This is a genomic window from Arthrobacter sp. NPDC057013, assembly GCF_042674585.1.
Taxonomy (GTDB): Bacteria; Actinomycetota; Actinomycetes; order Actinomycetales; family Micrococcaceae; genus Arthrobacter.
In genome coordinates this window covers 45041-66727 of the sequence record NZ_JBHUSE010000021.1, presented here as the reverse complement: position 1 = coordinate 66727, position 21687 = coordinate 45041, and the positions used below count along the sequence as shown (strand labels likewise).

Genomic DNA, 21687 nt, shown 5'->3' with positions numbered 1-21687 from the left:
CGGTTTCCGCAGCCGACGACGTTTGCACCGCATCCACCCACCCCGAACCAAGGGAGAACTATGTCCACCGACATGCAGACAACCGCCAAGATCCCCAGGCGGGTGATCTGGCTCGCGCTTGCCGGCGCCGTGGGCGGCTTCCTGTTCGGCTTCGACTCCTCCGTGGTCAACGGCGCCGTGGATGCCATGAAGGATGAATTCGCGCTGAGTGAGGCCGTGACGGGCTTTGCCGTGGCCGTGGCGCTGCTGGGCTGCGCTGCCGGCGCTTACCTTGCCGGCAAGGTGGCGGACCGCTATGGCCGCATCCCCGCGATGAAGCTGGGGGCTCTGCTGTTCCTCATCAGCGCCATCGGCACCGGCTTCTGCTTCAGCGTGTGGGACCTCATTATCTGGCGGCTGGTGGGCGGTCTCGGCATCGGCCTGGCCTCGGTGATCGCACCGGCCTACATCTCCGAAATCTCGCCCCGCCACGTGCGCGGCAGGCTCGCATCGCTGCAGCAACTGGCCATCACCACCGGCATCTTCGCCGCTCTGCTCTCCGACGCCCTGTTCGCCACGTCCGCGGGCGGCGCGCACCAGGCATTCTGGCTGGGCATCGAGGCCTGGCGCTGGATGTTCCTGGCCGCAGCGGTCCCGGCCGTACTCTACGGCGTCGTCGCTTTCACTCTGCCCGAGTCCCCGCGCTTCCTGGTGGTCCAGGGCAAGGAGGACCTGGCACGGAAGGTCTTCGACTCCATCGCCCCGGATGAGGACACCGACCGCCACCTGCGCGAAATACGCGAGGCGATCGAGGAGGACCAGCTCGCCGGCCGGAAGGGCTCGCTGCGCGGCAAGGCTTTCGGCCTGCAGGCGGTCGTCTGGATCGGCATCACCCTGTCCGTGCTGCAGCAGTTCGTGGGCATCAACGTGATCTTTTACTACTCCACCACGCTCTGGAAGGCCGTGGGCTTCCAGGAGAAGGACTCGCTGACCATCTCGGTGGCCACGTCCATCACCAACATCCTGGTCACACTCGTGGCCATCGCCCTCGTGGACAGGATCGGCCGCCGCCCCATCCTGCTGGCCGGCTCCATCGGCATGGCCGTTTCCCTCGGCGCCATGGCCCTGGCGTTCGCCTCAGCCACAGGCACCGGCGCGGACATCACACTGCCCGGCGCATGGGGCCCTGTTGCGTTGGTGGCCGCGAACGTGTTCGTAATCAGCTTCGGCGCATCCTGGGGACCGCTGGTGTGGGTGCTGCTGGGCGAGATCTTCCCGGCCCGGATCCGCGCCCGGGCCTTGGGCCTGGCCGCCGCCGCGCAGTGGATCGCCAACTTTGCCATCACGCTGAGCTTCCCCGTGATGGCAGCCGGCTCGCTGCCGCTGACGTACGCCATGTACGCGCTCTTCGCGGCAGCCTCGTTCTTCTTCGTCATGTACAGGGTGCCGGAGACGAACGGCATGTCGCTCGAACAGGCTGAGACCCTTTTTGTTCCGAAGGGGTCCGTCAAGGTCTGAACGGCTCTTGTCTCCTCCGGCATGAAACGGAAGACGCCCACGCTCCCTGCGGATTGTGTCCAAGGAGCATGGGCGTTTTTTGTTCTTGTCCGAGCCTTCAGCCTGGCGGGAACCTTCGAGCCTCAGACCACGTGCGGTTCGTGGGCCGCGAGGTAGCGGCGTCCGCCGGCCACCACGGCCATGGCGACAATCATGGCCACTGCACCGGCGAAGAACGGCACCTGCGGCCCGAAATGCTCGCCAAGCTGCGCGGCCGCAAAGGGCGCCAGGGCGCCGCCCATCCAGCGGACGAAGTTATATCCCGCTGAGGCCACTGGACGGGGCGAGTCGGAGACGCCCATGGCCAGCTCGGTGTAGATCGTGTTGTTGATGCCCAGCAGCGCGCCGGAGACCACCACGAGTGCAACTACTGCGGGCACTGAATGGCCCGCGGCAAGCCCGAGGCCCGCCAGGTCCAGCATCAGCAGGAACAGCGTGCCAAGGAGGACCTTTGTTGCGCCGAACCGGTTCTGCAGCGCCGGGGCCACAAAGACCGAAAAGACGGCGACGGCGACGCCCCAGCCAAAGAACACCCCGCCGATGCCGTAGGCGTCCATGCCCAGGATGAACGGGGTAAAGGCGAGCACGGTGAAAAAGCCGTAGTTGTAGAACAGGCCGCTGGCCGCCGTCGTACGCAGTCCCTTGTTGCCCAGGGCGCGCAGCGGATCGGCCAGGCTGACCTTGCGATCGGGCAGCGGCGTCTTGGGAAGCAGCGCGGTGAGTGCAATGAAGGCCGCCGCCATCAGTGCGGCCGTACCGAAGAACGGGGCGCGCCACTGCCAGCCACCCAGGAGGGCCCCGAGGAGCGGCCCCAGCGAAATGCCCAGGCCCAGGGCAGCCTCATAGAGAATGATCGCCGTGCCTGCGCCGCCGCTGGCCACACCCACAATGACGGCGAGCGCGGTGGCCACGAAGAGTGCATTGCCGAGCCCCCATCCGGCCCGGAAACCGACCAGCTCGCCGACGCTGCCGGACATGCCGGAAAGCGAGGAGAACACCACGATTACAGCCAGCCCGGCCAGCAGGGTTCGCTTGCCGCCGATCCGTGAGGAGATGAAGCCGGTGACGAGCATGGCCACGGCGGTGATCAGGAAGTAGCTGGTGAAGAGCAGCGAGACCTGGCTGGGGCTGGCGTCCAGGTTCTTGGCGATGGCCGGGAGGATGGGATCCACCAGGCCGATGCCCATGAACGCGAACACGGCCGCGAGCGCCGTGGCCCAGACCGGCTTGGGCTGCTTGAGGAGTGAGGCCTTCTCGGCCTCGAGGGTTGATTGTGGTGCCGGCAGAGTGTCTGCGAGCTGGCCGTCCATGGAGGGAACTCCTAAGTGTCGCTGGATCAGTTCTGAGTCGCTTGTCAGTTTTGGAGTGTGCTGTTGATCTTTTCGATAACCGGAAGGGCGGCCGCCAGTGCGTGCCGGTCGTCATCGATGAGGGATTCGAGAATGCCCGCCATCACAGCGTTCCGGCGCCGGTTGGCGGATTCGACGGCGTCGCGGCCTTGGGCGGTCAGTACAACGCGGACCGCGCGGGAATCGTCAGGGTCCGGCTCCCTGCGGGCCAGTCCCGCCCGCTCGAGCTTGATGACCTGCTCGGTGGCGCTGGGCACCCGTACTCCCAGGTTCCTGGCGATCTCACCCACGCGGACGCCGTCGTGGACCAGCATCTTGAGCGTGCTCAGCTGGGCGGCGCTGAGTTCACCATCCGCATCGAGGCGGCGGACGAGGTACACACTGTGCCGCAGTGCCTCGCGGAAGTCCTGTGCAAGCTCGTGCAGGTCCGAGGCATTCTTAGCTTCCATACTTAGGTAGCCTAATAGTTAGGTCACCTAAATGCAATACCTTGGACGGGACTTTGCGACGAGTCGGGTTGCCGGCTAAATCCGGGGCTAACTCGCCGGGCGGTTCACGATCGCCTCGGCGTGCTCGGCCACCCACGCGACCAGGGGCAGCAGCAGGGCGGCCAGCTCCTCGCCGCGGCCGGTCAGGCTGTAGTCCACGCGGGGAGGAATGATCGGCTGCGCGTCGCGGCGGACGAAGCCGTCGGCTTCGAGGGTCTTCAGTGTCTGGGCGAGCATCTTCTCGCTGATGCCCTCGGCGCGCCGGCGGAGTTCGCTCCAGCGCTGGGGACCTTCGGAGAGGGCGACGAGGAGCAGCACGCCCCATTTGCTGGTGACGTGATCCAGGACGGTCCGGCTGGGGCAACCAGCGGGAAAGATCCCGTCGGCAAAGGGGAAAGCGGGGACCCTGGCTGTGGCACTTACCTGCATGACAGTACCTTACCTGAAAGTGCGTACTCTCTTTTGGGAAGCATTCGGGAATGGGCGCGGTTGGCACCACTGACAGTCACCTCAGAAAGGACCAATCATGACCATCGTCATCACCGGAGCCACCGGCCAGCTGGGCCGCCTCGTCGTCGAAGCACTGCTTGAAAGCGGTCTTCCGGCGGAACAGGTCGTGGCCGCAGGCCGGACCGTGGACAGGATCGCCGACCTCGGCGAGCGCGGCGTCCAGATCCGCGGCATCGACTACAGCCAGCCGGAGTCGCTGCGGCAGGCGTTTGCCGGCGCGGACAAGGTCCTGCTGGTTTCAGGCAGCGAGGTGGGCCAGCGCGTCGAGCAGCACCGGAACGCGATCAACGCAGCCAAGGAAGCCGGCGTCGGCCTGATCGGCTACACGAGCATCGCCAACGCGGACACCACCACCATGCAGCTGGCCGCCGAGCACCTGGCCACCGAAGAGATCCTCCGCGACTCCGGCGTCCCGTTCGTCCTGCTCCGCAACGGCTGGTACCTGGAGAACTACACCGGCCAGCTCCCGGCTCAGGTCCAGCACGGCGCCGTGTTCGGCAGCGCCAGAGACGGCCGTGTCAGCGCAGCCGCCCGGGCAGACTACGCCGCAGCGGCAGCGGCCGTCCTCCTCCGGGACGACCAGGCCGGCAAGGTCTACGAGCTGGGCGGAGACGACGCCTTCACCCTGAGCGAGCTGGCCGGCGAGATCAGCGCGGCGTCCGGCAAGCCTGTGACATACACGGATTTGCCCGCGGAGAAGTACACCCAGGTCCTCGTGGACGCCGGGCTGCCGGAACCCTACGCAGCCATCCTGGCGGACAGCGATCTCGGCATCGCCCGCGGCGACCTCCTGGTCACCAGTGGAGACCTCAGCGCCCTGCTCGGCCGACCCACCACGCCGCTCCGCGATGCGGTCCAGGCAGCCGCCGTGACCCTCCAGGCGAGCTAGCCCTCCCCAAACGCCCGATCACATCCTGCACGTTTTTGGGCAACCCTCCCTCACCTCCTGCAGGTTTTTGGGCAACCCTTCCTCACTTGGCATCAGGAGCCCTGGCACGGCCGGGTCCCAAGTGAGGAAGCGTCGGGGGAAAAGCCGCAGGACCTGAGGACGCGTCTAAACAGCACAGGTTAAACGCACGACGCCGGAACTCACCTTGAGTCCCGGCGTCGTGCGTTTTATGCCGTGTTCCGTTTCGTAGGGTCAGGCACGTTACGCCGGGGCGGCGACGTCCTCCGCCTTGCGCTCCTCGACGAGGCCGCAGACCGCAGCGAAGAGCGGGTGGTCCTGCGCCAGCCCGGTGATGCGCTCCGTGGCCGCGGCCGGTTCAGACGAGGCCAGGATCTGGCCGAGCTCCACGGCCTCGGCGTCGGCAGGGTCGTTGAAGCGCAGGGCGGCTGCGATCGCCCCAAGCAGCGCCTCGGGGACGATCCCGCGTTCGGCCAGTTCCGCTGCAGGGCCGATGAACCGTTCGTGCCGGCTGAGCTTGCGCAGCGGCGCACGGCCCACGCGGTGCACGGTGTCCGGCAGGTGCGGGTTGGTGAAGCGTGCCAGGATCTTCTGGACGTAGGCCTCCTGCTCGTCGTAGCTGAAGCCGTGCTTGGACACGAGCAGCTGCTTGGTCTCATCGAGCACGGCGCGGACGTCGGCCGCGACGTCCTCGTCGGCCATGGCATCGGAGATCTTCTCCAGCCCGGCCTCGAAGCCGAAGTACGCCGCGGAGGCGTGCCCCGTGTTCACGGTGAACAGCTTGCGCTCGATGTAGGGTCCGAGGTCGTCCACGAACGTGGCACCCGGAATCACCGGGGCAGCCCCGCCGAACGGGGTGCGGTCGATGACCCACTCGTAGAAGGTCTCCACCGTCACGTCCAGGCCCTGGCCCGGCTCCTGGTTGGGCACGATCCGGTCCACGGCCGTGTTGGCGAACACGGCAGCGTCCGACAGGGATCCGGCCGCCTCGTCCCAGCACGAGGCGATCGACTCGCGCAGGATGTCCGTGGCGTTGATGGCGTTCTCGCACGCCATCACCTGCAGCGGCGCCAGCCCCGCGGCCCGGGCCGCAATTCCCTTGGCGATCGCGGGGGCCACGAACTTCAGGATGTGCGGGCCCACCGCGGTGGTGACGATGTCCGCCGTCGAGATTTCCTCGATCAGCTGCGCCTCCTGGGTGCCGGAGTTCACCGCCCGGAAGTTCTCCACCGTGCGCACGGAAGGGTTTTCTCCCACCTCGTGCACACTGTAGCTCTCCGCCGCGGCCAGCTGGGAAATCAAGGCGTCCGCGACGTCGGCGAACACCACCTCATACCCGGCATCGTGCAGCAGCAGGCCCACGAAACCCCGGCCGATGTTGCCGGCCCCAAAATGTACAGCCTTCACTACGCGTTGACCTTTCCGAACAGTTCCAGGACTTCCTCCACGGATGTCGCCGCCTCAAGCTGCGCCACCTGCGCCTTGTTCGTGAAGACCTTCGCGATCGAGGACAGGATGTGCAGGTGCTCGTTGTTCACACCGGCCACGCCCACCACGAACTTGACCTGCTTGCCGTTCCAGTCGATGCCTTCGGGGTAGCGGATCACCGAGACGGCCGACTTCCGGATGTGGTCCTTGGCGGCGTTGGTGCCGTGGGGGATGGCCAGGAAGCTGCCCATGTAGGTGGAGACGGACTCCTCGCGCTCGTGCATGGCGCGGATGTAGTCCTCGTCCACTGCCCCGCGCGCCAGCAGCAGCTGGCCCGCCTCGTCGATCGCGGCATCCCGGGTGGACGCTGAGCCAGCCAGGACCACGCTCTCCGGCACCAGGATGTCCGACGGCGCTGCGACCGTTTCGGGCTCAGCGGCAGTTTCGGCGGTGGTGCCGGCCCCGGTGGTCCCGGCTGCGGCCGCGGGCACTCCCGGGGCTGCGGCCGTGGCCGCTCCGGCGGCGGGAGCCGCGGTTCCCTCAGCGTTGCTTCGCTCGACCAGCTCCACGATCTCGTCATAGCGCGGGCTGTTCATGAAGTTGTCCACGGAGACGTGGACGGCGCTGGCCGTGGCGGGCTTGGCACGCTCGGTCAGGTCCTGGTGCGTGACCACAACGTCGTACGTGTCGTTGAGGTTGGCGATGGACGCGTTGGTGACGTTGACCTCCGGGAACCCGGCCGCCTTGATCTTGTTGCGCAGCACGGAGGCGCCCATGGCGCTGGAGCCCATGCCGGCGTCGCACGCGAAGACGATGTTCCTGATGGGGCCGGTCAGGACTCCCACGCCGCCGCCGGCGCCGGCGCCGGTGAGGGTGGAGGCGACGGAACTCTTCTTGCCCTTCAATTCCTCCATGCGGCTGGTGGCCGCGCTGAGGTCGTCCTCGTCACTGTGCCTGGTGGTCCGCAGGATCACCGAGGCGACGAGGAAGGAAACGGTGGCGGCGAGCAGCACCGAGAGAGCCACGCCGAGGTAGCTGTCACGGGCGGTCTGGGCGAACACCGCGAAGATGGAGCCCGGAGCGGCCGGGGCTACAAGGCCCGCGCCGGTGACGGCAAGGGTGGCGATGCCGGTCATGCCGCCGGCGATCGCTGCCAGGATCAGCAGCGGGCGCATCAGGACGTACGGGAAGTAGATCTCATGGATGCCGCCGAGGAACTGGATGATGGCAGCGCCGGGAGCGGAAGCCTTCGCCGCGCCGCGGCCAAAGAACATGTAGGCCAGCAGGATGCCGAAGCCCGGGCCGGGGTTGGCCTCCAGCAGGAACAGGATGGACTTGCCCTGCTCCAGGGACTGCTGGATGCCCAGCGGGGTCAGCACGCCGTGGTTGATGGCGTTGTTCAGGAAGAGGACCTTGGCCGGTTCGATGAAGATGGACGTCAGCGGAAGCAGGCCGTTGTGCACCAGGAACTGGACGAAGTTGCCGGCGGCCGTGCTGAACGCCGTCACCAGCGGTGAGATGCCGTAGAAGCCGAGCAGTGCCAGCAGGCCGCCCCAGATGCCGGCGGAGAAATTGTTCACCAGCATCTCGAAGCCGGGACGGATCTTGCCGTGCCAGATCGCATCAAGGTGCTTCATGGTCCAGCCGCCCAGCGGGCCCATGATCATGGCGCCGATGAACATCGGGATGCCTGCGCCCACGATCACGCCCATGGTGCCGATGGCGCCCACGACGCCGCCCCGGACGTCATAGACCATCTTGCCGCCGGTGTAGCCAATCAGGAGGGGCAGCAGGTAGGTGATCATGGGGCCGACGAGACCCACGTTCGGCGCGCCCGCGGCGTTGGTGCCGAACCCGCCCAGGGCGGGGACGGGGATCCAGCCCTTCTCGATGAAGAGGGCTGTGATGAGCCCCCAGGCGATGAAGGCGCCGATGTTGGGCATGATCATGCCGGACAGGAACGTCCCGAACCTCTGGACGTGCACCCGAGCACTGGTTTTGGGTTTTGCAACTGTCTCTGTTGCCATGTGATTTCCTAACGTGGTCCCTGCGGCACCGCAGGATGGTCCGATAGTTTCGTCTAGCCGGTGGAACTGGTGGAGATCCGGTGGAGCCATTCGAGAAAAAGCTTGAGTTCCGAGCTGGTGAGCTGGTCCGAGTGGGATGCCTGCAGCGCGGCGTTCAGCGCGATGGCAGCCACCACCACCGATGACTTCCCGGAGTCCTCCGTTGCTGCGTCCCGCTCCTGTTCCCTGGACACCGCAAAGATCATGGCGTCCCGGGTCATGGTGGACAGCTCCAGGTTCCGCTCGGCAGCCGGTTCTGCGATCAGCATGAGCGTCACGCCCACGTTGGCAGCCAGGATGCTCCTGGCGGCTTCCCGTGGCTGGACGTTCAGCTGTCCGGCCGCAGCGGCCTTGTTCAGCATTTCCTCCAGGAGGCCCTCAGCATCGGCGACGATGGCCGGGCGGCTCTCGGGGCGGATATTACCGAACATGACCAGATAGAGCTCGGGCTGGTTGAGCCCGAACTGCACGTGGTTGTCCCACATCCGCCGGATGTCCTCCAGCGGCTGTCCGGACGGGGCGAAGTCCCGTTCGCCGGCCACATATTCCTCGAAGCCCGCGGCGACAACTGCGTCAAACAGGCCCTCCTTGTCACCGAAGTGGTGGTAGAGGGTGGGCGCCGTGACGCCCGCCAGCTGTGTGATCTGGCGGGTGGAAACAGCCGCCCCCGCGGACTTGGCCAGCAATTCGGCTGCCGCACGCAACAGCCGCATTTTGGGCGGAAGCTGGCCATCGAAACTCATAACCGCTACCCTAGCACCTATAGCAACGCTATATGAACTGAATCACATACAATTTTTTTCAGGCACCGCAAAGCAGCTTCGGACGTAGCCGTTCCGGGCTTCCGGGCTCCCGCCCGGGCAGATACCGGCGGGCCTGGCTACCGGCAGAGAACGAGGACCTTCAGTGCAGAACTTCCCAGGAGTAGGCGTCAGCCCCGGCCGCATCATCGGCACGATCCGCCAGATGCCCAAGCCCATCAGCGAACCGCCGGCCGGCGAACAGCTGGCTGCCGGCACCACCCCCGAAGAGGCAACGGCAGCACTGAAGGCCGCCGCGGGTGCCGTCCATGATGAGCTGCGCGCCCGCGCGGACCACGCCACCGGTGATGGCAAGGCCGTCCTGGAAGCCACGGCCCTGATGGCGAAGGACACCATGCTGATCAAGGGCGCCGCGAAGCTGATCGCCCGCGGCACCTCGGCGCAGCGGGCCATCTGGGAATCCGGCTCCTCGGTTTCGGAAATGCTGCACAACCTGGGCGGTTACATGGCGGAACGCGCCACCGACGTCCTGGACGTCCGCGCCCGCATCGTGGCCGAACTCCGGGGTGTGCCCGCCCCGGGGATCCCGTCGTCGAACGAACCGTTCATCCTGGTGGCCGAGGACCTGGCCCCCGCCGACACCGCCACCCTCGATCCCAACAAGGTCCTGGCACTCGTGACCGCCGGCGGCGGTCCGCAGTCCCACACCGCGATCATCGCGCGCTCGCTCGGCCTTCCCGCCGTCGTGGCCGCCGTCGGCGTGGACGAACTCCCGGACGGCACCGAGGTGTACGTCGACGGCGCCGCCGGTTCCATTACGGCCAACCCGGACGACTCACTGCGCGCAGCCGCCGAGGCCTGGGCCGCCACGGCGTCCCTCCTGGCCGAATTCAGCGGGACGGGTTCGACGGCGGACGGCCACCTGGTGCCCCTCCTGGCCAACGTGGGCGGCGCCAAGGATGCCCAGGCGGCGGCCAAGCTCGGCGCCCAGGGCGTGGGACTGTTCCGCACTGAGTTCTGCTTCCTGGAACGCGACACCGAACCCACCGTGGAGGAGCAGGCAGCAGCGTATAAGGGCGTGTTCGATGCCTTCCCCGGCAAGAAGGTGGTGCTCCGCACGCTGGACGCCGGCGCCGACAAGCCGCTTCCCTTCCTGACCGACTCCACCGAACCCAACCCGGCGCTGGGCGTGCGCGGCTACCGCACCGACTTCACCACCCCGGGGGTCCTGGACCGGCAGCTGGAGGCGATCGCGAAGGCCGAGAAGGAGTCGGAGGCCGATGTGTGGGTCATGGCCCCGATGATTTCGACGGCGGAGGAAGCCGCCCGTTTCGCCACCATGTGCGCCGAGGCCGGCATCAAGACGCCGGGCGTGATGGTGGAGGTTCCCTCCGCCGCCCTCACCGCCGACACCATCCTGCGCGAAGTGGCGTTTGCCAGCCTTGGAACCAACGACCTCACCCAGTACGCCATGGCCGCCGACCGCCAGCTGGGTCCGCTCGCGGGCCTGAACACCCCGTGGCAGCCTGCCGTGCTGCGCCTCGTGGGCCTGACCGTCGAGGGATCCAGGGCAGAGGGGCACAACAAGCCGGTGGGCGTCTGCGGCGAGGCCGCGGCGGACCCGGCCCTCGCCGTCGTGCTGACCGGACTGGGCGTCACCACACTGTCCATGACCGCCCGGTCGCTGGCGGCGGTGGCCGCCGTGCTGAAGACCGTCACGCTGGCAGAGGCCCAGGAACTGGCCAAGCTGGCCCTGTCCGCCCCGAGTGCGGTGGAAGCCCGGGCCTGGGTCCGCGAGAGGCTGCCCGTCCTGGAAGAGCTCGGACTGTAGTTCTGCCGGCGTCAACGCCACGGCAAGGCTTTAGGCAGGCGGGCATCCGGAGTCCCGGACGCCCGCCTGCTTTTGGGCTTCATGCCGGCATATCCGGTTTCAGGCCGTGGATCCGCCAGCCGCCGCCGAGCCCTCGGCTGCGGTGCCGGCCCAGCTCCGGATGATCCGGGCAACATCTACGGTGGCGGTGTCCTGCACCACGTGCCCGCGTCCGTGCACCTCGGCTAAGGCACCGTCCGGTACCCGCGCGGCGAGGAGTTCGCACCACGGCCTGCGCGCAATCGGATCCCTTCCGCCGCGGAGCACGAGCACCGGCTGTGCCACGCCCCGGATCCGGGTGTCGAGCGGGTAGTCCATCATCACGGGAAGTTCGGTCAGATACCACCGCATGCCGGTCCGGAAGTAGTCGGTAAAAACCACGGCGTTGGCGCTGGGCGGCTCGCTGAACAGGGCATCCCGGGTGAGCGCCAGCGCGTGCCAGGCGGCACTCCTGCGGGCGGGATCCACCACAGGACCCATAAGCACTGTCCGGGTCACCAGCCCGGGCGCCTGAAGTGCCAGCTCCACCGCAAACTGCGCGCCCATGGAATGGCCCACCACAATGCAGGACGCCACGCCACGCTCCGCCAGTACCGCGGCGACGAAGGCTGCATATTCGCCGACGGTCACCTGACGCCGCGGCCGCGGCGTGCCGCCGAAACCCGGCAGGTCGAAGGAGTAGACCGCAGCGCCCTCCGCCTGCCGGTACTGTTCTTCCGGCGGCTGGTTCTGTCCTTCCGGGCGGGCCAGCTCCAGGTGCAATCGGGCGAGGTAGCGGTGGGAGACACCGATGCCGTGGAGCAGCACGTAGGCCTGCTGCCCCGTGGCCGAGGGCGCGTTTGAGGAATACAGGCGCCCCGTCAGGCCGTTCGCCGTCACTTCTGTTCCACCGGCAAGTCTCATCCGCCGAGCATATCCAACCCAGCGTTCTGCAGCGGTTAGGCTTCTGCCATGGCTCTGATTGCTCCCAGGGTGGCGCCCGCCCTTCCTGCCGACGACGCGCTGGCGCTGCAGCGTGCGCTCGACGGCGGCACTGACATCACCGTCTTCGTGGACGGCACCGTCCACCGCCTCCCGCCCCAGGCGAGGGACGCCGTCGTCGACCTTCTGGCACGGTTCAGCCGCGGCGAGGCGGTGACCGTAAGCAGCGTGGAGGAAATGCTGACCACCTCGCAGGCGGCCGAACTGGCCGGGATCTCCCACACCTACCTGCGGAACATGACGGACCGGGGCGAGATCCCCGTGGAGTACCGTGGCACGCATCGCCGCATCCGGCTGGCTGCCATCATGAGCTGGCTGGAAGGGCAGAAAAAGAAGCAGGCGGCTGCTGACGCGGCCGGCGGAGTTGCCGGAACTTCCGACGGCGGGACCCCCGACGGCGAAAACCGAAAATAACGCCGGGTCCGGCACTGGCCCAAAACGTCAACCGGCCCGGGGGCCGCCATCGCATCAATGTCCGCGCGGCTTGCCGCGGCCGTGCCGCCCCAAAAAATGTGGAGCACCTTGAAGATCTGGCCCGCCGCCACCGGGATTCGGCCGACGACCGGGACCTGGCCCTCGCGAACCTGGAGGCAATCTTCCTCCGCGCCCTTCAGCTCCGCGGGCCGGTGACGTTTCGCCGGCCAACCCCACCCGCCTGCCCTGGAAGCTGATGACCCTCCGGTATTAGTCTTCCCGCGAAAATGACGGGGTGATAAGGATCAAGCAACGATCCACGGGAACCCGGGCTTCCCGCTGGCGCACAGGGTTACTCTTTATTCGTGGTGAGATTCAGGGGGTTGCACATCGTGGCGGGCATCGTCGCAATGGCTGTGGCGGCTGCCCTCGGAACCGTCATGGGCCTGAACAACACCGCCGTCTTTACCTCCAGCTGTGTGGTCTTCGTAGCCGTAGCCCTGTGGGTCCAGAGCCGCCTGGCCAAGTTCCGCACCCAGCTCCAGGGGCTCCCGCAGCACCTTCCCGAGGGTGTCACGCTGGAACGGGCCGCAGAGCGGACCTCCGAGCGGCCTGCCGGGCGGGCCTCCGAACTGGCTGCCGACCAGCTGCCCAGCGGCGAGGGCACCGCCGCGTAGCCGCTTACTAAATTCTTGGCCTTGATGCCCAGCGCCGCGCTTTCAGGGCAGCATGCAGCTCCAGCCGCACCATCCCCTTGAGCGGATCGACGCCCAGCAGCTGGCGGATGCGGCCCAGCCGGTTGTAGATGCTGCTGCGGTGCAAGTGCAGTTTTTCGGCAACGTCCTGGACGGAACCGTCATTGTCGTACAGAAGTTCCAGTACGGGCAGCAGCTCCCCGTTCCGGTCATGGTCCTCAAGGGCCCGGAAATTCACCGAACTTGCATCGCTCCAGACCCCCGCGCCGCCGCCGGCCGATGCCAGGAGCTGGTAAACGCCTGTGGCGCGGCAGTCCACGAGCTCGCCGAGCCGCGGATCAACCGCAGCTGCCAGGGCCGCAACCTTGGACTGCCGGTACGCCTCGGCCAGGTCTTTGATCCGGCCGAATCCCTCGCTGGTCCCCAGGATGATCCGCTCCACGGACCTGCCGGAACGCTTGGCGAGCTCCAGCTGGTAGTGCACCAGGACCTGGGCCTGGCTGGCACGCCCCGTGGACTCCCGGAAGAGAACCACCGAATGGGTCTCCGCGCCCGCGCTGAACAGGACAGCGTCCACGCCGATCGTGGCCTGCAGTGCCGCGGCGCGGTGAATGAGCGTCGAGGCGATCGGATCCGGACCGGCCATCCAGCCATCAGCGTCGAGGACCGTCACCAGCTGCCAGGGTCCGCGGTCCTGCACTTCCTTCCAACCCGCCACGGCGGCCACCGCGTTGGCTTCCCCTGCACAGGCTGCCAGGAACTCCCGTTCGCGGCTGCGCCGGAACTCGGACTCTGCCGTGTTGGAGTCCAGCAGCAGCCCGGAGAGCACATCCAGATCGTCCCGAACGCCGGGCAGTTCGGCGAGGATCGCCGTCGCACTTTGGTCCTCGACGTCCAGTTGCACCCAAAGGTAGCCCACCCGGAACCCCCGGACCAGCAGCGGGACGCAGACGCGCCCGAGCATCCCCAGTTCATCGTTGGCGGGCACCACCACGGGCCGCACCGCGGTGGCGATGCCGTGCGAGAGCTGCCAGTTTTTGACGTCCAGCGGCACCCGCTTGCTCAGCAGGAAGTTCACCCGGACCCGGTCCGCGTGCGACTGGTTGGAGCTGTAGGCGAGCAAAAGGCCGTCAAGGTCTTCCAGCGAAAGGCCGCGGCCCAGCTTGAGCGCCACCCGTTCCACGAGCTGTTCCACATCCTGCTGCATGCTGCCAGACTACGTCCCCCCGGGCGCCTTGGGCGAACGGACAGCAGGCGACACCTGACGCCCCGGCGGTCGACATCAGTCGAGTCGATGCGTCGAAAAACCGCGGAAACAGGCGGTTTCACTCCGGCAGAGGCGGCCTATTGCTGTAGTGCGCCTCACAGCCGGATCTATTCTGGAATCACAACTTCCCCCACACATTCCGGCCTTGCAGCCATCGAATCTGGAGCCCAAAAAATGATCATCGGTGTCCCCAAAGAGATCAAGAACAACGAATTCCGCGTCGCCATCACGGCCGCCGGCGTTCACGAATTCCGCACCCACGGCCACACCGTCCTGGTGGAGCGCGGCGCGGGCCTGGGTTCCGGCATCACCGACGAGGAATACGCCATCGCGGGGGCCGAGATCGTCGCCGACACCGATGAGGTCTGGTCCCGCGCGGACATGGTGATGAAGGTCAAGGAACCCATCAAGGCCGAGTACCACCGCTTCCGCAAGGGCCTGATCCTCTTCACCTACCTGCACCTGGCCGCCGAGCCCGAACTGACCCAGGAGCTCATCAACTCCGGCGTCACCGCCATCGCCTACGAAACCGTGCAGGAAGGCCGCACCCTGCCCCTGCTCGCCCCCATGTCCGAGGTGGCCGGCCGGCTCTCCGTCCAGGTCGGTGCGACCTCGCTGATGGCGCCCGCCGGCGGCAAGGGCGTACTGCTCGGCGGCGTTCCCGGCGTCCGCCCCGCCAAGGTTGTGGTCCTGGGCGCAGGCGTCGCGGGCACCAACGCCGCCGCCATGGCCCTGGGCCTCGGCGCCGACGTCACCATCCTTGACATCAACATCAACCGGCTGCGCGAACTCGACGCCCAGTACCAGGGCCGGCTCAAGACCGTGGCGTCCAACAAGTACGAGATCGAGAAGTCCGTGGTGGACGCCGACCTCGTGATCGGCTCCGTCCTGATCCCCGGCGCCAAGGCCCCCAAGCTGGTGACCAACGAACTCGTGGCCCGCATGAAGCCCGGTTCGGTGCTCGTGGACATCGCCGTGGACCAGGGCGGCTGCTTCGAGGACACCCATCCCACCACGCACCAGGAACCCACGTACAAGGTCCACAACACGATCTTCTACTGCGTGGCCAACATGCCCGGCGCGGTCCCCAACACCTCCACCTATGCGCTGACCAACGTCACGCTCCGCTACGGCGTTGCCCTGGCCAACCTTGGCGTCAAGGCCGCCTTCGAGAAGTTCCCCGCACTCGCCGCCGGCCTGAACATCGCCGCCGGCCACGTGGCGCACCACTCCGTCTCCGAGGCACACGACCTGCCCCTCGTGGCGGACTGGCACGAACTGGTTTCGGCGTAAGGTTTTTCCACCGTCGGCTGCTCCGTAACCGCCGTTTTGGACCCCCAACACGGCAGTTACGGAGCAGTCGATTGGTGTTTAAAGCGCCCGCGCCTGCTCGATCAACTTCAGCACTTCGACGGGGCCGGCCGGGTCCACCGGGACTGGCAGACCCGAAGCGGTGCCGCCGTCGGAGATCTTGGCGGCGAGGATGCGGTAGAACTCCGGGTAGTTGCCACGTTCGGTCGGCAGCCTGTCAAGGTGCCCGTCGCGGCCCAGCTGCCCGGCCCATTCGGCGGCCTCCACGCCGTACTCCGCATCCAGCGGACTCCCGCCGGCGACGATGTACGGCTCCTGCGGGTCCACGCCGTGCTTGGTGTAGCCTCCCCCGGAGCCGAGAACCCGGTACCGCGGTCCCTGCTGAGCGCAGAGCATATTCATCCAGTGGTGGCTGAGCACGCCGTTCTCATGCCGCAGGACCACGAAGCAGTCGTCGTCTGTCTTTTCGCCCGGGCGCCGGGCCCGGAGCTCGGCGTGCACCACCGTTGCCGCGCCGAAGAGCTGCAGCGCCTGGTCCAGGAGGTGGGTGCCGAGGTCGAACAGGACACCGCCGCCGTCGGCCGCCGTGGCCTCCGCCTTCCAGGCCTTGGAAACCTCGGGCGACCAGCGTTCAAAGCGTGACTCGAACCGTGTCACCTCCCCCAGCACCCCGCCGTCCAGCAGGGCCTTGACGGTGAGGTAGTCCCCGTCCCAGCGGCGGTTCTGGAACACCGTCAGGACCCGGCCCAGCCGCTCTGCGAGCGCGATCAGCTCCTGCCCCTGGCCGCTGGTGACGGCGAACGGCTTGTCGACGACGACGTCTAGCCCGGCCTCCAGCGCGGCTTTGGCCAGCGGATAATGGGTGGCCGGCGGAGTCCCCAGCACCACAAGGTCAAGGTCAGCGGCCAGCGCAAGGACGGCGTCGCCGTCGGGCACTGTTTTCACACCCGGGTACTGCTCAAGGGCGGCAGCCTGCCGCCCGGTGTTCTTGGTGGCGATGACGTCCAGCGAGTAGCTGGGGTCCGCCGCGATCAGCGGCGCATGGAAAACCCGGCCGGACAGGCCGAAGCCCACCACGGCGGTGCGGATGGGAGTAGAGGGAGTGGAGGAATCGGTGCTCATGGTGCCACGCTACCTCCTGGTCCGGCGCCACTGCCCGGAACACCCCCGACGACCCGGCTGACCAGCTCCCGCCAGGATTCCTCCAGCCGTTCCGGCGAAACGTGCTGCACGCGGACGGCGTGCAGCAGCCGTTCGGGATCGAGGGTTGCGCTGAGGGACATGGCCATCAGCCAGGGGTCCGCGTCGAACCCGGCAGAGCGCAACAGGTGCTCAATGTGCCGGTGCCACAGCACCGCCGGGGGCGCCTCGAACCTGTTGTGCAGCGACGCCTGGGCGGCCCTGGCGAGCTCGCCGTATTCCAGGACGTAGCGGATGCGTTCGGCACCGAAGGCGATCAGCCGTTCCCCCGGGGGCGCCCCTGGACCAAGCGGCGGCGGCCCGAACATGAAGCGGCCCTGGAATTCGGCCTCGGCGTCGCTGAGCAGGGTCATCATGAGCCCGGCGCGGCTGCCGAATCGGCGGAACACCGTCCCCTTTCCCACGCCCGCGCGCTCCGCCAGCTTATCCATGGTCAAGCCGTCGGCCCCGCACTCCTCCACGAGCTGCCGGGCAGCACACAGGAGCAGCTCCCGGTTCCGGGCAGCATCGCTGCGTTCCGCTCCGGCGCTGGCGGAGGACCCCGGCGGGGAGCCGGAGCCAGACGATGAACCGGAGCGGATTGGGATGAGGCTCACACCAAGCATTCTAGACCCGGGAATAATATCCGGACCGTAGTCCGTTTACTCTGGATGAAGGCACCAAACGCCTCCAAGAACCACTCGCCACGGAGCGTTCCGCGGCAAGACCTAAGGAGTTCACATGTCCAAGAGCACCGTACTCGCCCTAGTGGGAAGCCTGCGCGCCGACTCCCACAACCGCAAGCTTGCCGAAGCCATCCAGCTGAACGCCCCCGAAGGCATCGAGATCGTGATCCACGAGAGCCTGGGCAACATCCCGTTCTACAACGAGGACATCGACGTCGAAGGCCAGGTCCCGGCAGCCGCCACCGCCCTGCGCGAAGCCGCCGGCCAGGCTGACGCCCTGCTGCTGGTCACCCCGGAGCACAACGGCACCATGCCCGCCTCGCTGAAGAACGCCATCGACTGGCTGTCCCGCCCGTTCGGCGCCGGCGCCCTCGCCGGAAAGCCCACCGCCGTCGTCGGCACCGCCTTTGGCCAGTTCGGCGGCGTCTGGGCCCAGGACGAGGCCCGCAAGGCTGCCGGCATCGCCGGCGCCCGCGTCCTGGAGGACGCCAAGCTCGCCGTCCCCGGCTCCATGGTCCGCTTCGCCGAGACCCACCCGAAGGACGACGCCGAGGTCGTTGAGCAGATCAAGGAACTTTTCGGCGCCCTTGCCGCCGTCGAGCCCGCTGGCGCAGCCGCCTAAGCGGCTCCTCCCCCCTCGCACGCCCCCGGCCCTCCAGCGGCCGGGGGCGTGCGCCATTTCCAGGCTCTCCGCCCCGCCGGACGGTCGGGAAAGGCTGCAACCAATCCGTGACTGAGCTGCGGCCAAACTGACACCCGGGCGCCGTTCCGCGGCCCGCCGCCCCGCCGTAACGTTGATGTACCGGACGTGCCGGGGCAGGGAGTGCGGTGCAGTCATGAAGTCGAGCTGGGGAGCCAGACCGCTGACGACGGCGGTCGCCGCGTTCTGCCTGGCGCTCCCCTTGTGGCTCACATCCTGCACTCCCGTCCAAAATGCTTACGACGCCGGGCCCGCGCCTGCGGCGGCGCCCGAACCCCGACCGGCACCTCCCGTGAGCCCGCCCGAGGAGGCGGGCGCGCCCGCCTCCTCCGGATCCGGCCTGGGTTCCTCCGGCCAGGGCCCCACAGGTACGGGAGCCACTGGCACGGGCACAGCAGGCGGGGTTTCCGAACCCGCTCCTGCCACCGGTCCGGCGCTTCCGTCCGCAGGCGCAGGCAACAACGGCCCGGCCACCGGCATCTGGGCCACCGGCGGACCCGGCCCCGGCGTTGCCGGCCCGGACACCCAGGCACAGCTGCCGGGCGGGACCGTGCAGCAGCCAGCGACCGCTTCGGGAGCCGCGGCGGGCCGGGCTTCGGCCGCCCCTAGACCGGGTTACACGGCACCGGGTTCCACGGGAGCCGGCTCCGCGTTGCCGGGCGCAGGTACAGGCGGAGCGTCCGGCGCTGCCAGCGCCGGCACCGCGGTTTATTACGTGGCGATCGACGACGGCGGCCGGTCCGGCGTGCGCTTCGGGTGCAACGACAGCCTGGTGGCCGTGCACAATACCGACTCCAGCATCACTGAGCCGCTGCAGGCCGCGATGAGCAGGCTGCTGTCAGGTCCGGGCGCACCGCCCGCGAGCGGCCTCTACAACGCGCTGGCAGCTTCCTCACTGCAGTACGTGTCCGGCTACCTGGACGGCACTACCGTGGTGGTGAACCTGGCAGGCGCAGTCCAGCCGGGTGGCGTCTGCGATCTTCCGCGGATCGAGGCCCAACTCACTCATACAGCCGTCACGGCCGCGAATGCCGTCCGGGCGGAAATCTACGTCAGCGGCGTGCCGCTGGACGAGGTTCTCAGCCTCCGCTAGCGCGCTTGTGAAGGCCGGCCCTCAGGAACGTGAAGACCAGCCCTCAGGAGCGTTGGGCGCCATGACCCTCAGGCGCCCGCACGCCCGGGAGAACCCGCCTCGCGGGAGAATAGCGCGTCCATCTCGGCATGGCTCGGCGAACCGGCAAGTTCCGACCAGTTGCCGTCGCCCAGGACTTCGGCGGCGACGCGGGAAACCGTTGCGTACGCCGCCTTTGCCGCATTACCGCCGATGCTAACCCGCCGCACACCGGCGTCGTGCAGTTCGCCCACTGACGGCGATCCGATGCCGGCAAGGGCGTTCAACGGCGCCTCTATCCGCCTGCTCAGCTCATGGAGGATGTGGAGGTCCGTCACGCCGGGCACGAAAATCCCGTCGGCCCCCGCGGCGAGATAGCCCTCGGCCCGAGCCAGCGTCTCATCAAAGGCGGAGTTCCCGAGCTGCCCGGAAAGGTACGTGTCCGTCCGGGCATTGATGAAAAGGTGCACCCCCGCCTCCGCGGCGATGCTGCGGACCAGGCTGATCCTGCGGGCCTGCTCGTCCATGGCCGTGAGGGACGCGCCGCCTGAGTCCTCGATATTGACGCCCACGGCGCCGGCCGCCAGCACCGCCGCCACAGCCTGCCGGAGCAGGCCGTCGTCGAAAGTGCCGTCCGCGCCCGCATACCCGGCTTCGATATCCGCCGTGACCGGGACACTCGTGGCCGCGGCAATCCTGCCGAGCGCGTCAAACGCCAGGCCCGGGGGAACGTGGCTGCCGTCCGGAAATCCGAGGCTCCACGAGATGGCCGAACTCGAGGTGGCAATGGCCCGCGCCCCGGCCTTCTCCACCAACCGGGCCGATGCGGCATCCCACACGTTCACCAGCACCAGCGGAACAGGGCCGCCAGCGTGCATCTGGCGGAAGGCGTCGGCCTGGGCAGACTGGGACTCCGCGGACTGGTACTCCGCGAGTTGGGACAGTGCGGGGGTAGGCTCGAGTGACGTCATGGCTCCATTCCATGCCTTGCCCTGCCGAAGGTAAAGGCGTCCGGAGCCATCAGTTCAGAATCGGGATCACCATTTGGTCAACAAGTGTTGCCTGATCAGCAACCTATGGCTGTACTCTGGGACTGTGACCCACGAGACACTCGACGCCGCCGCAGCCGTCCTCCCCGCCGAAGCCATCGACGCCATCGAGCGGGCCGCGACCTCAGCCCACCGCCACGACGAACTCTTCTCCGAACGCGCCGCGAACATCAAGCAGTCGGCGGTCCGGGACGTTTTCGACATCTCCATGAGGCCCGGCCTGGTCTCGCTGGCCGGCGGCAGCCCCTATCTCCAGTCGCTGCCCCTCGACAAGCTCGCCCAGACGGCCGCCCGGATCATCGCCGAGGACGGCCTCACCGCGCTCCAGTACGGCGGCGGCCAGGGCACGGAGGAACTGCGCACCCAGATCTGCGAAGTCATGGCCACCGAGGGGATCCTGGACGCCCGGCCCGAGAACGTGGTGATCACGGCAGGCTCGCAGTCCGCGCAGGATGTGGCCACCAAGGTGTTCTGCAACCCAGGCGACGTGGTGCTGGTGGAGGAGCCCACCTACGTGGGCGCGCTGAACACGTTCGAGGCCTACCAGGTCCAGGTGGAGGCAGTTCCCCTGGACGACGACGGGCTGGTGCCGGAGCTTCTCGAAGCCCGGATCGCGGCGCTCCAGACCGTCGGGAAAAACATCAAGTTCCTCTACACGATCCCCAACTTCAACAACCCGTCCGGCATCACGCTGGCACAGGAGCGGCGGCAGCAGGTCGTGGACATCTGCCGCCGCGCCAACATTCTGGTGCTGGAGGACAACCCGTACGGCCTGCTGCGGTTCGACGGCGAGCCGCTGGCGCCGCTGCGCACAGGCAACCCCGACGACGTCATCTACATGGGCTCGTTCTCGAAGATCTTTGCACCGGGCCTGCGCATCGGCTGGGCCCTGGTTCCGGCCCACCTGCAGCGCCGCTACTACCTGGCCTCGGAGGCGGTGACACTCTGCCCGCCCACGCTGAATCAGATGCTCGTCTCCGCCTATCTCCGGGACTACGACTGGAAGGGCCAGATCGAGACGTACCGCGGGCTGTATGCCGAACGCTGCCACGCGATGCTGGCGGCGCTGGAGGAGCACATGCCGGAGGGGCTTAGCTGGACGAGGCCGCAGGGCGGGTTCTTCGTCTGGGTGACGCTGCCCAAGGGCGTGGACACGTATCCCCTGCTCCAAAAGGCGATTGATGCCGGCGTCGTCTTCATTCCCGGTGCCGCGTTCACGCATTCGAACGAGCCGTCCAACAAGCTCCGCCTGGCGTTCAGCGCGGTCCCTCCGGAGGCCATAGCCGAGGGCGTGCGGCGCCTGGCGCCGGTGCTGCAGGAGGCCATCGACGCATTGCCCTAAGCTGGGCGGCGGACTGACCATCAAACGTAGTCACGAC

At 67.8% G+C, this 21687-nt stretch carries 20 protein-coding genes; 9 read left to right on the top strand and 11 right to left on the bottom strand.

Annotated elements, in window-relative coordinates; genetic code table 11:
• The first annotated feature begins 60 nt into the window (after positions 1 to 60).
• On the top strand, positions 61 to 1497 hold the full coding sequence (locus ACFTSA_RS20515) for a sugar porter family MFS transporter (RefSeq protein WP_377953651.1): 1437 nt from the start codon (positions 61 to 63) through the stop codon (positions 1495 to 1497).
• 122 nt (positions 1498 to 1619) lie between these two features.
• Here ACFTSA_RS20515 and ACFTSA_RS20510 read toward each other — a convergent pair whose 3' ends face one another.
• The 3 genes from ACFTSA_RS20510 to ACFTSA_RS20500 all read right to left on the bottom strand — a co-directional run bounded on the left by ACFTSA_RS20510 (position 1620) and on the right by ACFTSA_RS20500 (position 3802).
• The gene (locus ACFTSA_RS20510; RefSeq protein WP_377953650.1) at positions 1620 to 2846 is read right to left on the bottom strand and encodes an MFS transporter; all 1227 of its coding nucleotides are present in this window, start codon (positions 2844 to 2846) and stop codon (positions 1620 to 1622) included.
• A gap of 44 nt (positions 2847 to 2890) precedes the next feature.
• Entirely contained in the window at positions 2891 to 3334 is a 444-nt protein-coding gene (locus tag ACFTSA_RS20505; protein ID WP_377953649.1) for a MarR family winged helix-turn-helix transcriptional regulator, read from the bottom strand.
• A gap of 87 nt (positions 3335 to 3421) precedes the next feature.
• Positions 3422 to 3802: a winged helix-turn-helix transcriptional regulator gene (locus ACFTSA_RS20500; RefSeq protein ID WP_377953648.1), complete on the bottom strand. Its 381-nt coding sequence runs from the start codon at positions 3800 to 3802 to the stop codon at positions 3422 to 3424.
• 97 nt (positions 3803 to 3899) lie between these two features.
• Here ACFTSA_RS20500 and ACFTSA_RS20495 point away from each other — a divergent pair, with 97 nt between their 5' ends.
• Positions 3900 to 4772 (top strand): SDR family oxidoreductase, encoded by an 873-nt coding sequence (locus ACFTSA_RS20495; RefSeq protein WP_377953646.1) that lies wholly within the window; start codon positions 3900 to 3902, stop codon positions 4770 to 4772.
• A 261-nt stretch (positions 4773 to 5033) separates the two neighbouring features.
• Here ACFTSA_RS20495 and ACFTSA_RS20490 read toward each other — a convergent pair whose 3' ends face one another.
• From ACFTSA_RS20490 to ACFTSA_RS20480, 3 genes are read right to left on the bottom strand one after another with little or no spacing between them, the layout of a single operon-like run.
• Positions 5034 to 6197, bottom strand: coding sequence for a mannitol-1-phosphate 5-dehydrogenase (locus ACFTSA_RS20490; RefSeq protein ID WP_377953644.1), 1164 nt, complete (start codon positions 6195 to 6197; stop codon positions 5034 to 5036).
• Complete coding sequence (locus ACFTSA_RS20485; RefSeq protein WP_377953643.1) at positions 6197 to 8245, bottom strand: PTS mannitol transporter subunit IICBA; 2049 nt, start codon at positions 8243 to 8245, stop codon at positions 6197 to 6199. The genes ACFTSA_RS20490 and ACFTSA_RS20485 overlap by 1 nt, the downstream gene beginning before the upstream one ends.
• Positions 8246 to 8298: 53 nt before the next feature.
• On the bottom strand, positions 8299 to 9027 hold the full coding sequence (locus tag ACFTSA_RS20480) for a TetR/AcrR family transcriptional regulator (protein WP_377953642.1): 729 nt from the start codon (positions 9025 to 9027) through the stop codon (positions 8299 to 8301).
• Between the two features lie 163 nt (positions 9028 to 9190).
• On the opposite strand from ACFTSA_RS20480, the gene ptsP reads away from it, so the two are divergent.
• A complete protein-coding gene (gene ptsP, locus ACFTSA_RS20475) occupies positions 9191 to 10876 on the top strand; it encodes a phosphoenolpyruvate--protein phosphotransferase (RefSeq protein ID WP_377953640.1) in 1686 nt (561 codons plus the stop codon).
• A gap of 99 nt (positions 10877 to 10975) precedes the next feature.
• On the opposite strand, the gene ACFTSA_RS20470 is transcribed toward ptsP, so the two are convergent.
• Complete coding sequence (locus ACFTSA_RS20470) at positions 10976 to 11818, bottom strand: alpha/beta fold hydrolase (RefSeq protein ID WP_377953638.1); 843 nt, start codon at positions 11816 to 11818, stop codon at positions 10976 to 10978.
• A 48-nt stretch (positions 11819 to 11866) separates the two neighbouring features.
• On the opposite strand from ACFTSA_RS20470, the gene ACFTSA_RS20465 reads away from it, so the two are divergent.
• Both ACFTSA_RS20465 and ACFTSA_RS20460 read left to right on the top strand, forming a co-directional pair.
• Positions 11867 to 12310, top strand: coding sequence for a helix-turn-helix domain-containing protein (locus ACFTSA_RS20465; protein ID WP_377953636.1), 444 nt, complete (start codon positions 11867 to 11869; stop codon positions 12308 to 12310).
• Positions 12311 to 12675: 365 nt separating this feature from the next.
• Positions 12676 to 12987, top strand: a complete 312-nt coding sequence (locus ACFTSA_RS20460) for a hypothetical protein (protein WP_377953634.1) — start codon at positions 12676 to 12678, stop codon at positions 12985 to 12987.
• A 7-nt stretch (positions 12988 to 12994) separates the two neighbouring features.
• Here the strand turns inward: ACFTSA_RS20460 and ACFTSA_RS20455 are convergent, their stop codons facing one another.
• Positions 12995 to 14212: a helix-turn-helix domain-containing protein gene (locus tag ACFTSA_RS20455; protein ID WP_331573334.1), complete on the bottom strand. Its 1218-nt coding sequence runs from the start codon at positions 14210 to 14212 to the stop codon at positions 12995 to 12997.
• A gap of 234 nt (positions 14213 to 14446) precedes the next feature.
• Here ACFTSA_RS20455 and ald point away from each other — a divergent pair, with 234 nt between their 5' ends.
• Positions 14447 to 15565, top strand: a complete 1119-nt coding sequence (gene ald, locus ACFTSA_RS20450; RefSeq protein WP_377953633.1) for an alanine dehydrogenase — start codon at positions 14447 to 14449, stop codon at positions 15563 to 15565.
• A 78-nt stretch (positions 15566 to 15643) separates the two neighbouring features.
• Here the strand turns inward: ald and ACFTSA_RS20445 are convergent, their stop codons facing one another.
• Both ACFTSA_RS20445 and ACFTSA_RS20440 read right to left on the bottom strand, forming a co-directional pair.
• Complete coding sequence (locus ACFTSA_RS20445) at positions 15644 to 16705, bottom strand: Gfo/Idh/MocA family oxidoreductase (protein WP_377953632.1); 1062 nt, start codon at positions 16703 to 16705, stop codon at positions 15644 to 15646.
• Positions 16702 to 17379, bottom strand: coding sequence for a TetR/AcrR family transcriptional regulator (locus ACFTSA_RS20440; RefSeq protein WP_377953631.1), 678 nt, complete (start codon positions 17377 to 17379; stop codon positions 16702 to 16704). The genes ACFTSA_RS20445 and ACFTSA_RS20440 overlap by 4 nt, the downstream gene beginning before the upstream one ends.
• A 124-nt stretch (positions 17380 to 17503) precedes the next feature.
• On the opposite strand from ACFTSA_RS20440, the gene ACFTSA_RS20435 reads away from it, so the two are divergent.
• Positions 17504 to 18070, top strand: a complete 567-nt coding sequence (locus ACFTSA_RS20435) for an NAD(P)H-dependent oxidoreductase (RefSeq protein ID WP_354263144.1) — start codon at positions 17504 to 17506, stop codon at positions 18068 to 18070.
• Positions 18071 to 18440: 370 nt separating this feature from the next.
• Positions 18441 to 19241, top strand: coding sequence for a GerMN domain-containing protein (locus tag ACFTSA_RS20430; protein ID WP_377953630.1), 801 nt, complete (start codon positions 18441 to 18443; stop codon positions 19239 to 19241).
• 68 nt (positions 19242 to 19309) lie between these two features.
• On the opposite strand, the gene ACFTSA_RS20425 is transcribed toward ACFTSA_RS20430, so the two are convergent.
• Positions 19310 to 20230: an isocitrate lyase/phosphoenolpyruvate mutase family protein gene (locus tag ACFTSA_RS20425; RefSeq protein ID WP_377953629.1), complete on the bottom strand. Its 921-nt coding sequence runs from the start codon at positions 20228 to 20230 to the stop codon at positions 19310 to 19312.
• A gap of 124 nt (positions 20231 to 20354) precedes the next feature.
• On the opposite strand from ACFTSA_RS20425, the gene ACFTSA_RS20420 reads away from it, so the two are divergent.
• Complete coding sequence (locus tag ACFTSA_RS20420) at positions 20355 to 21650, top strand: PLP-dependent aminotransferase family protein (RefSeq protein ID WP_377953627.1); 1296 nt, start codon at positions 20355 to 20357, stop codon at positions 21648 to 21650.
• The last annotated feature ends 37 nt before the right edge of the window (positions 21651 to 21687 follow it).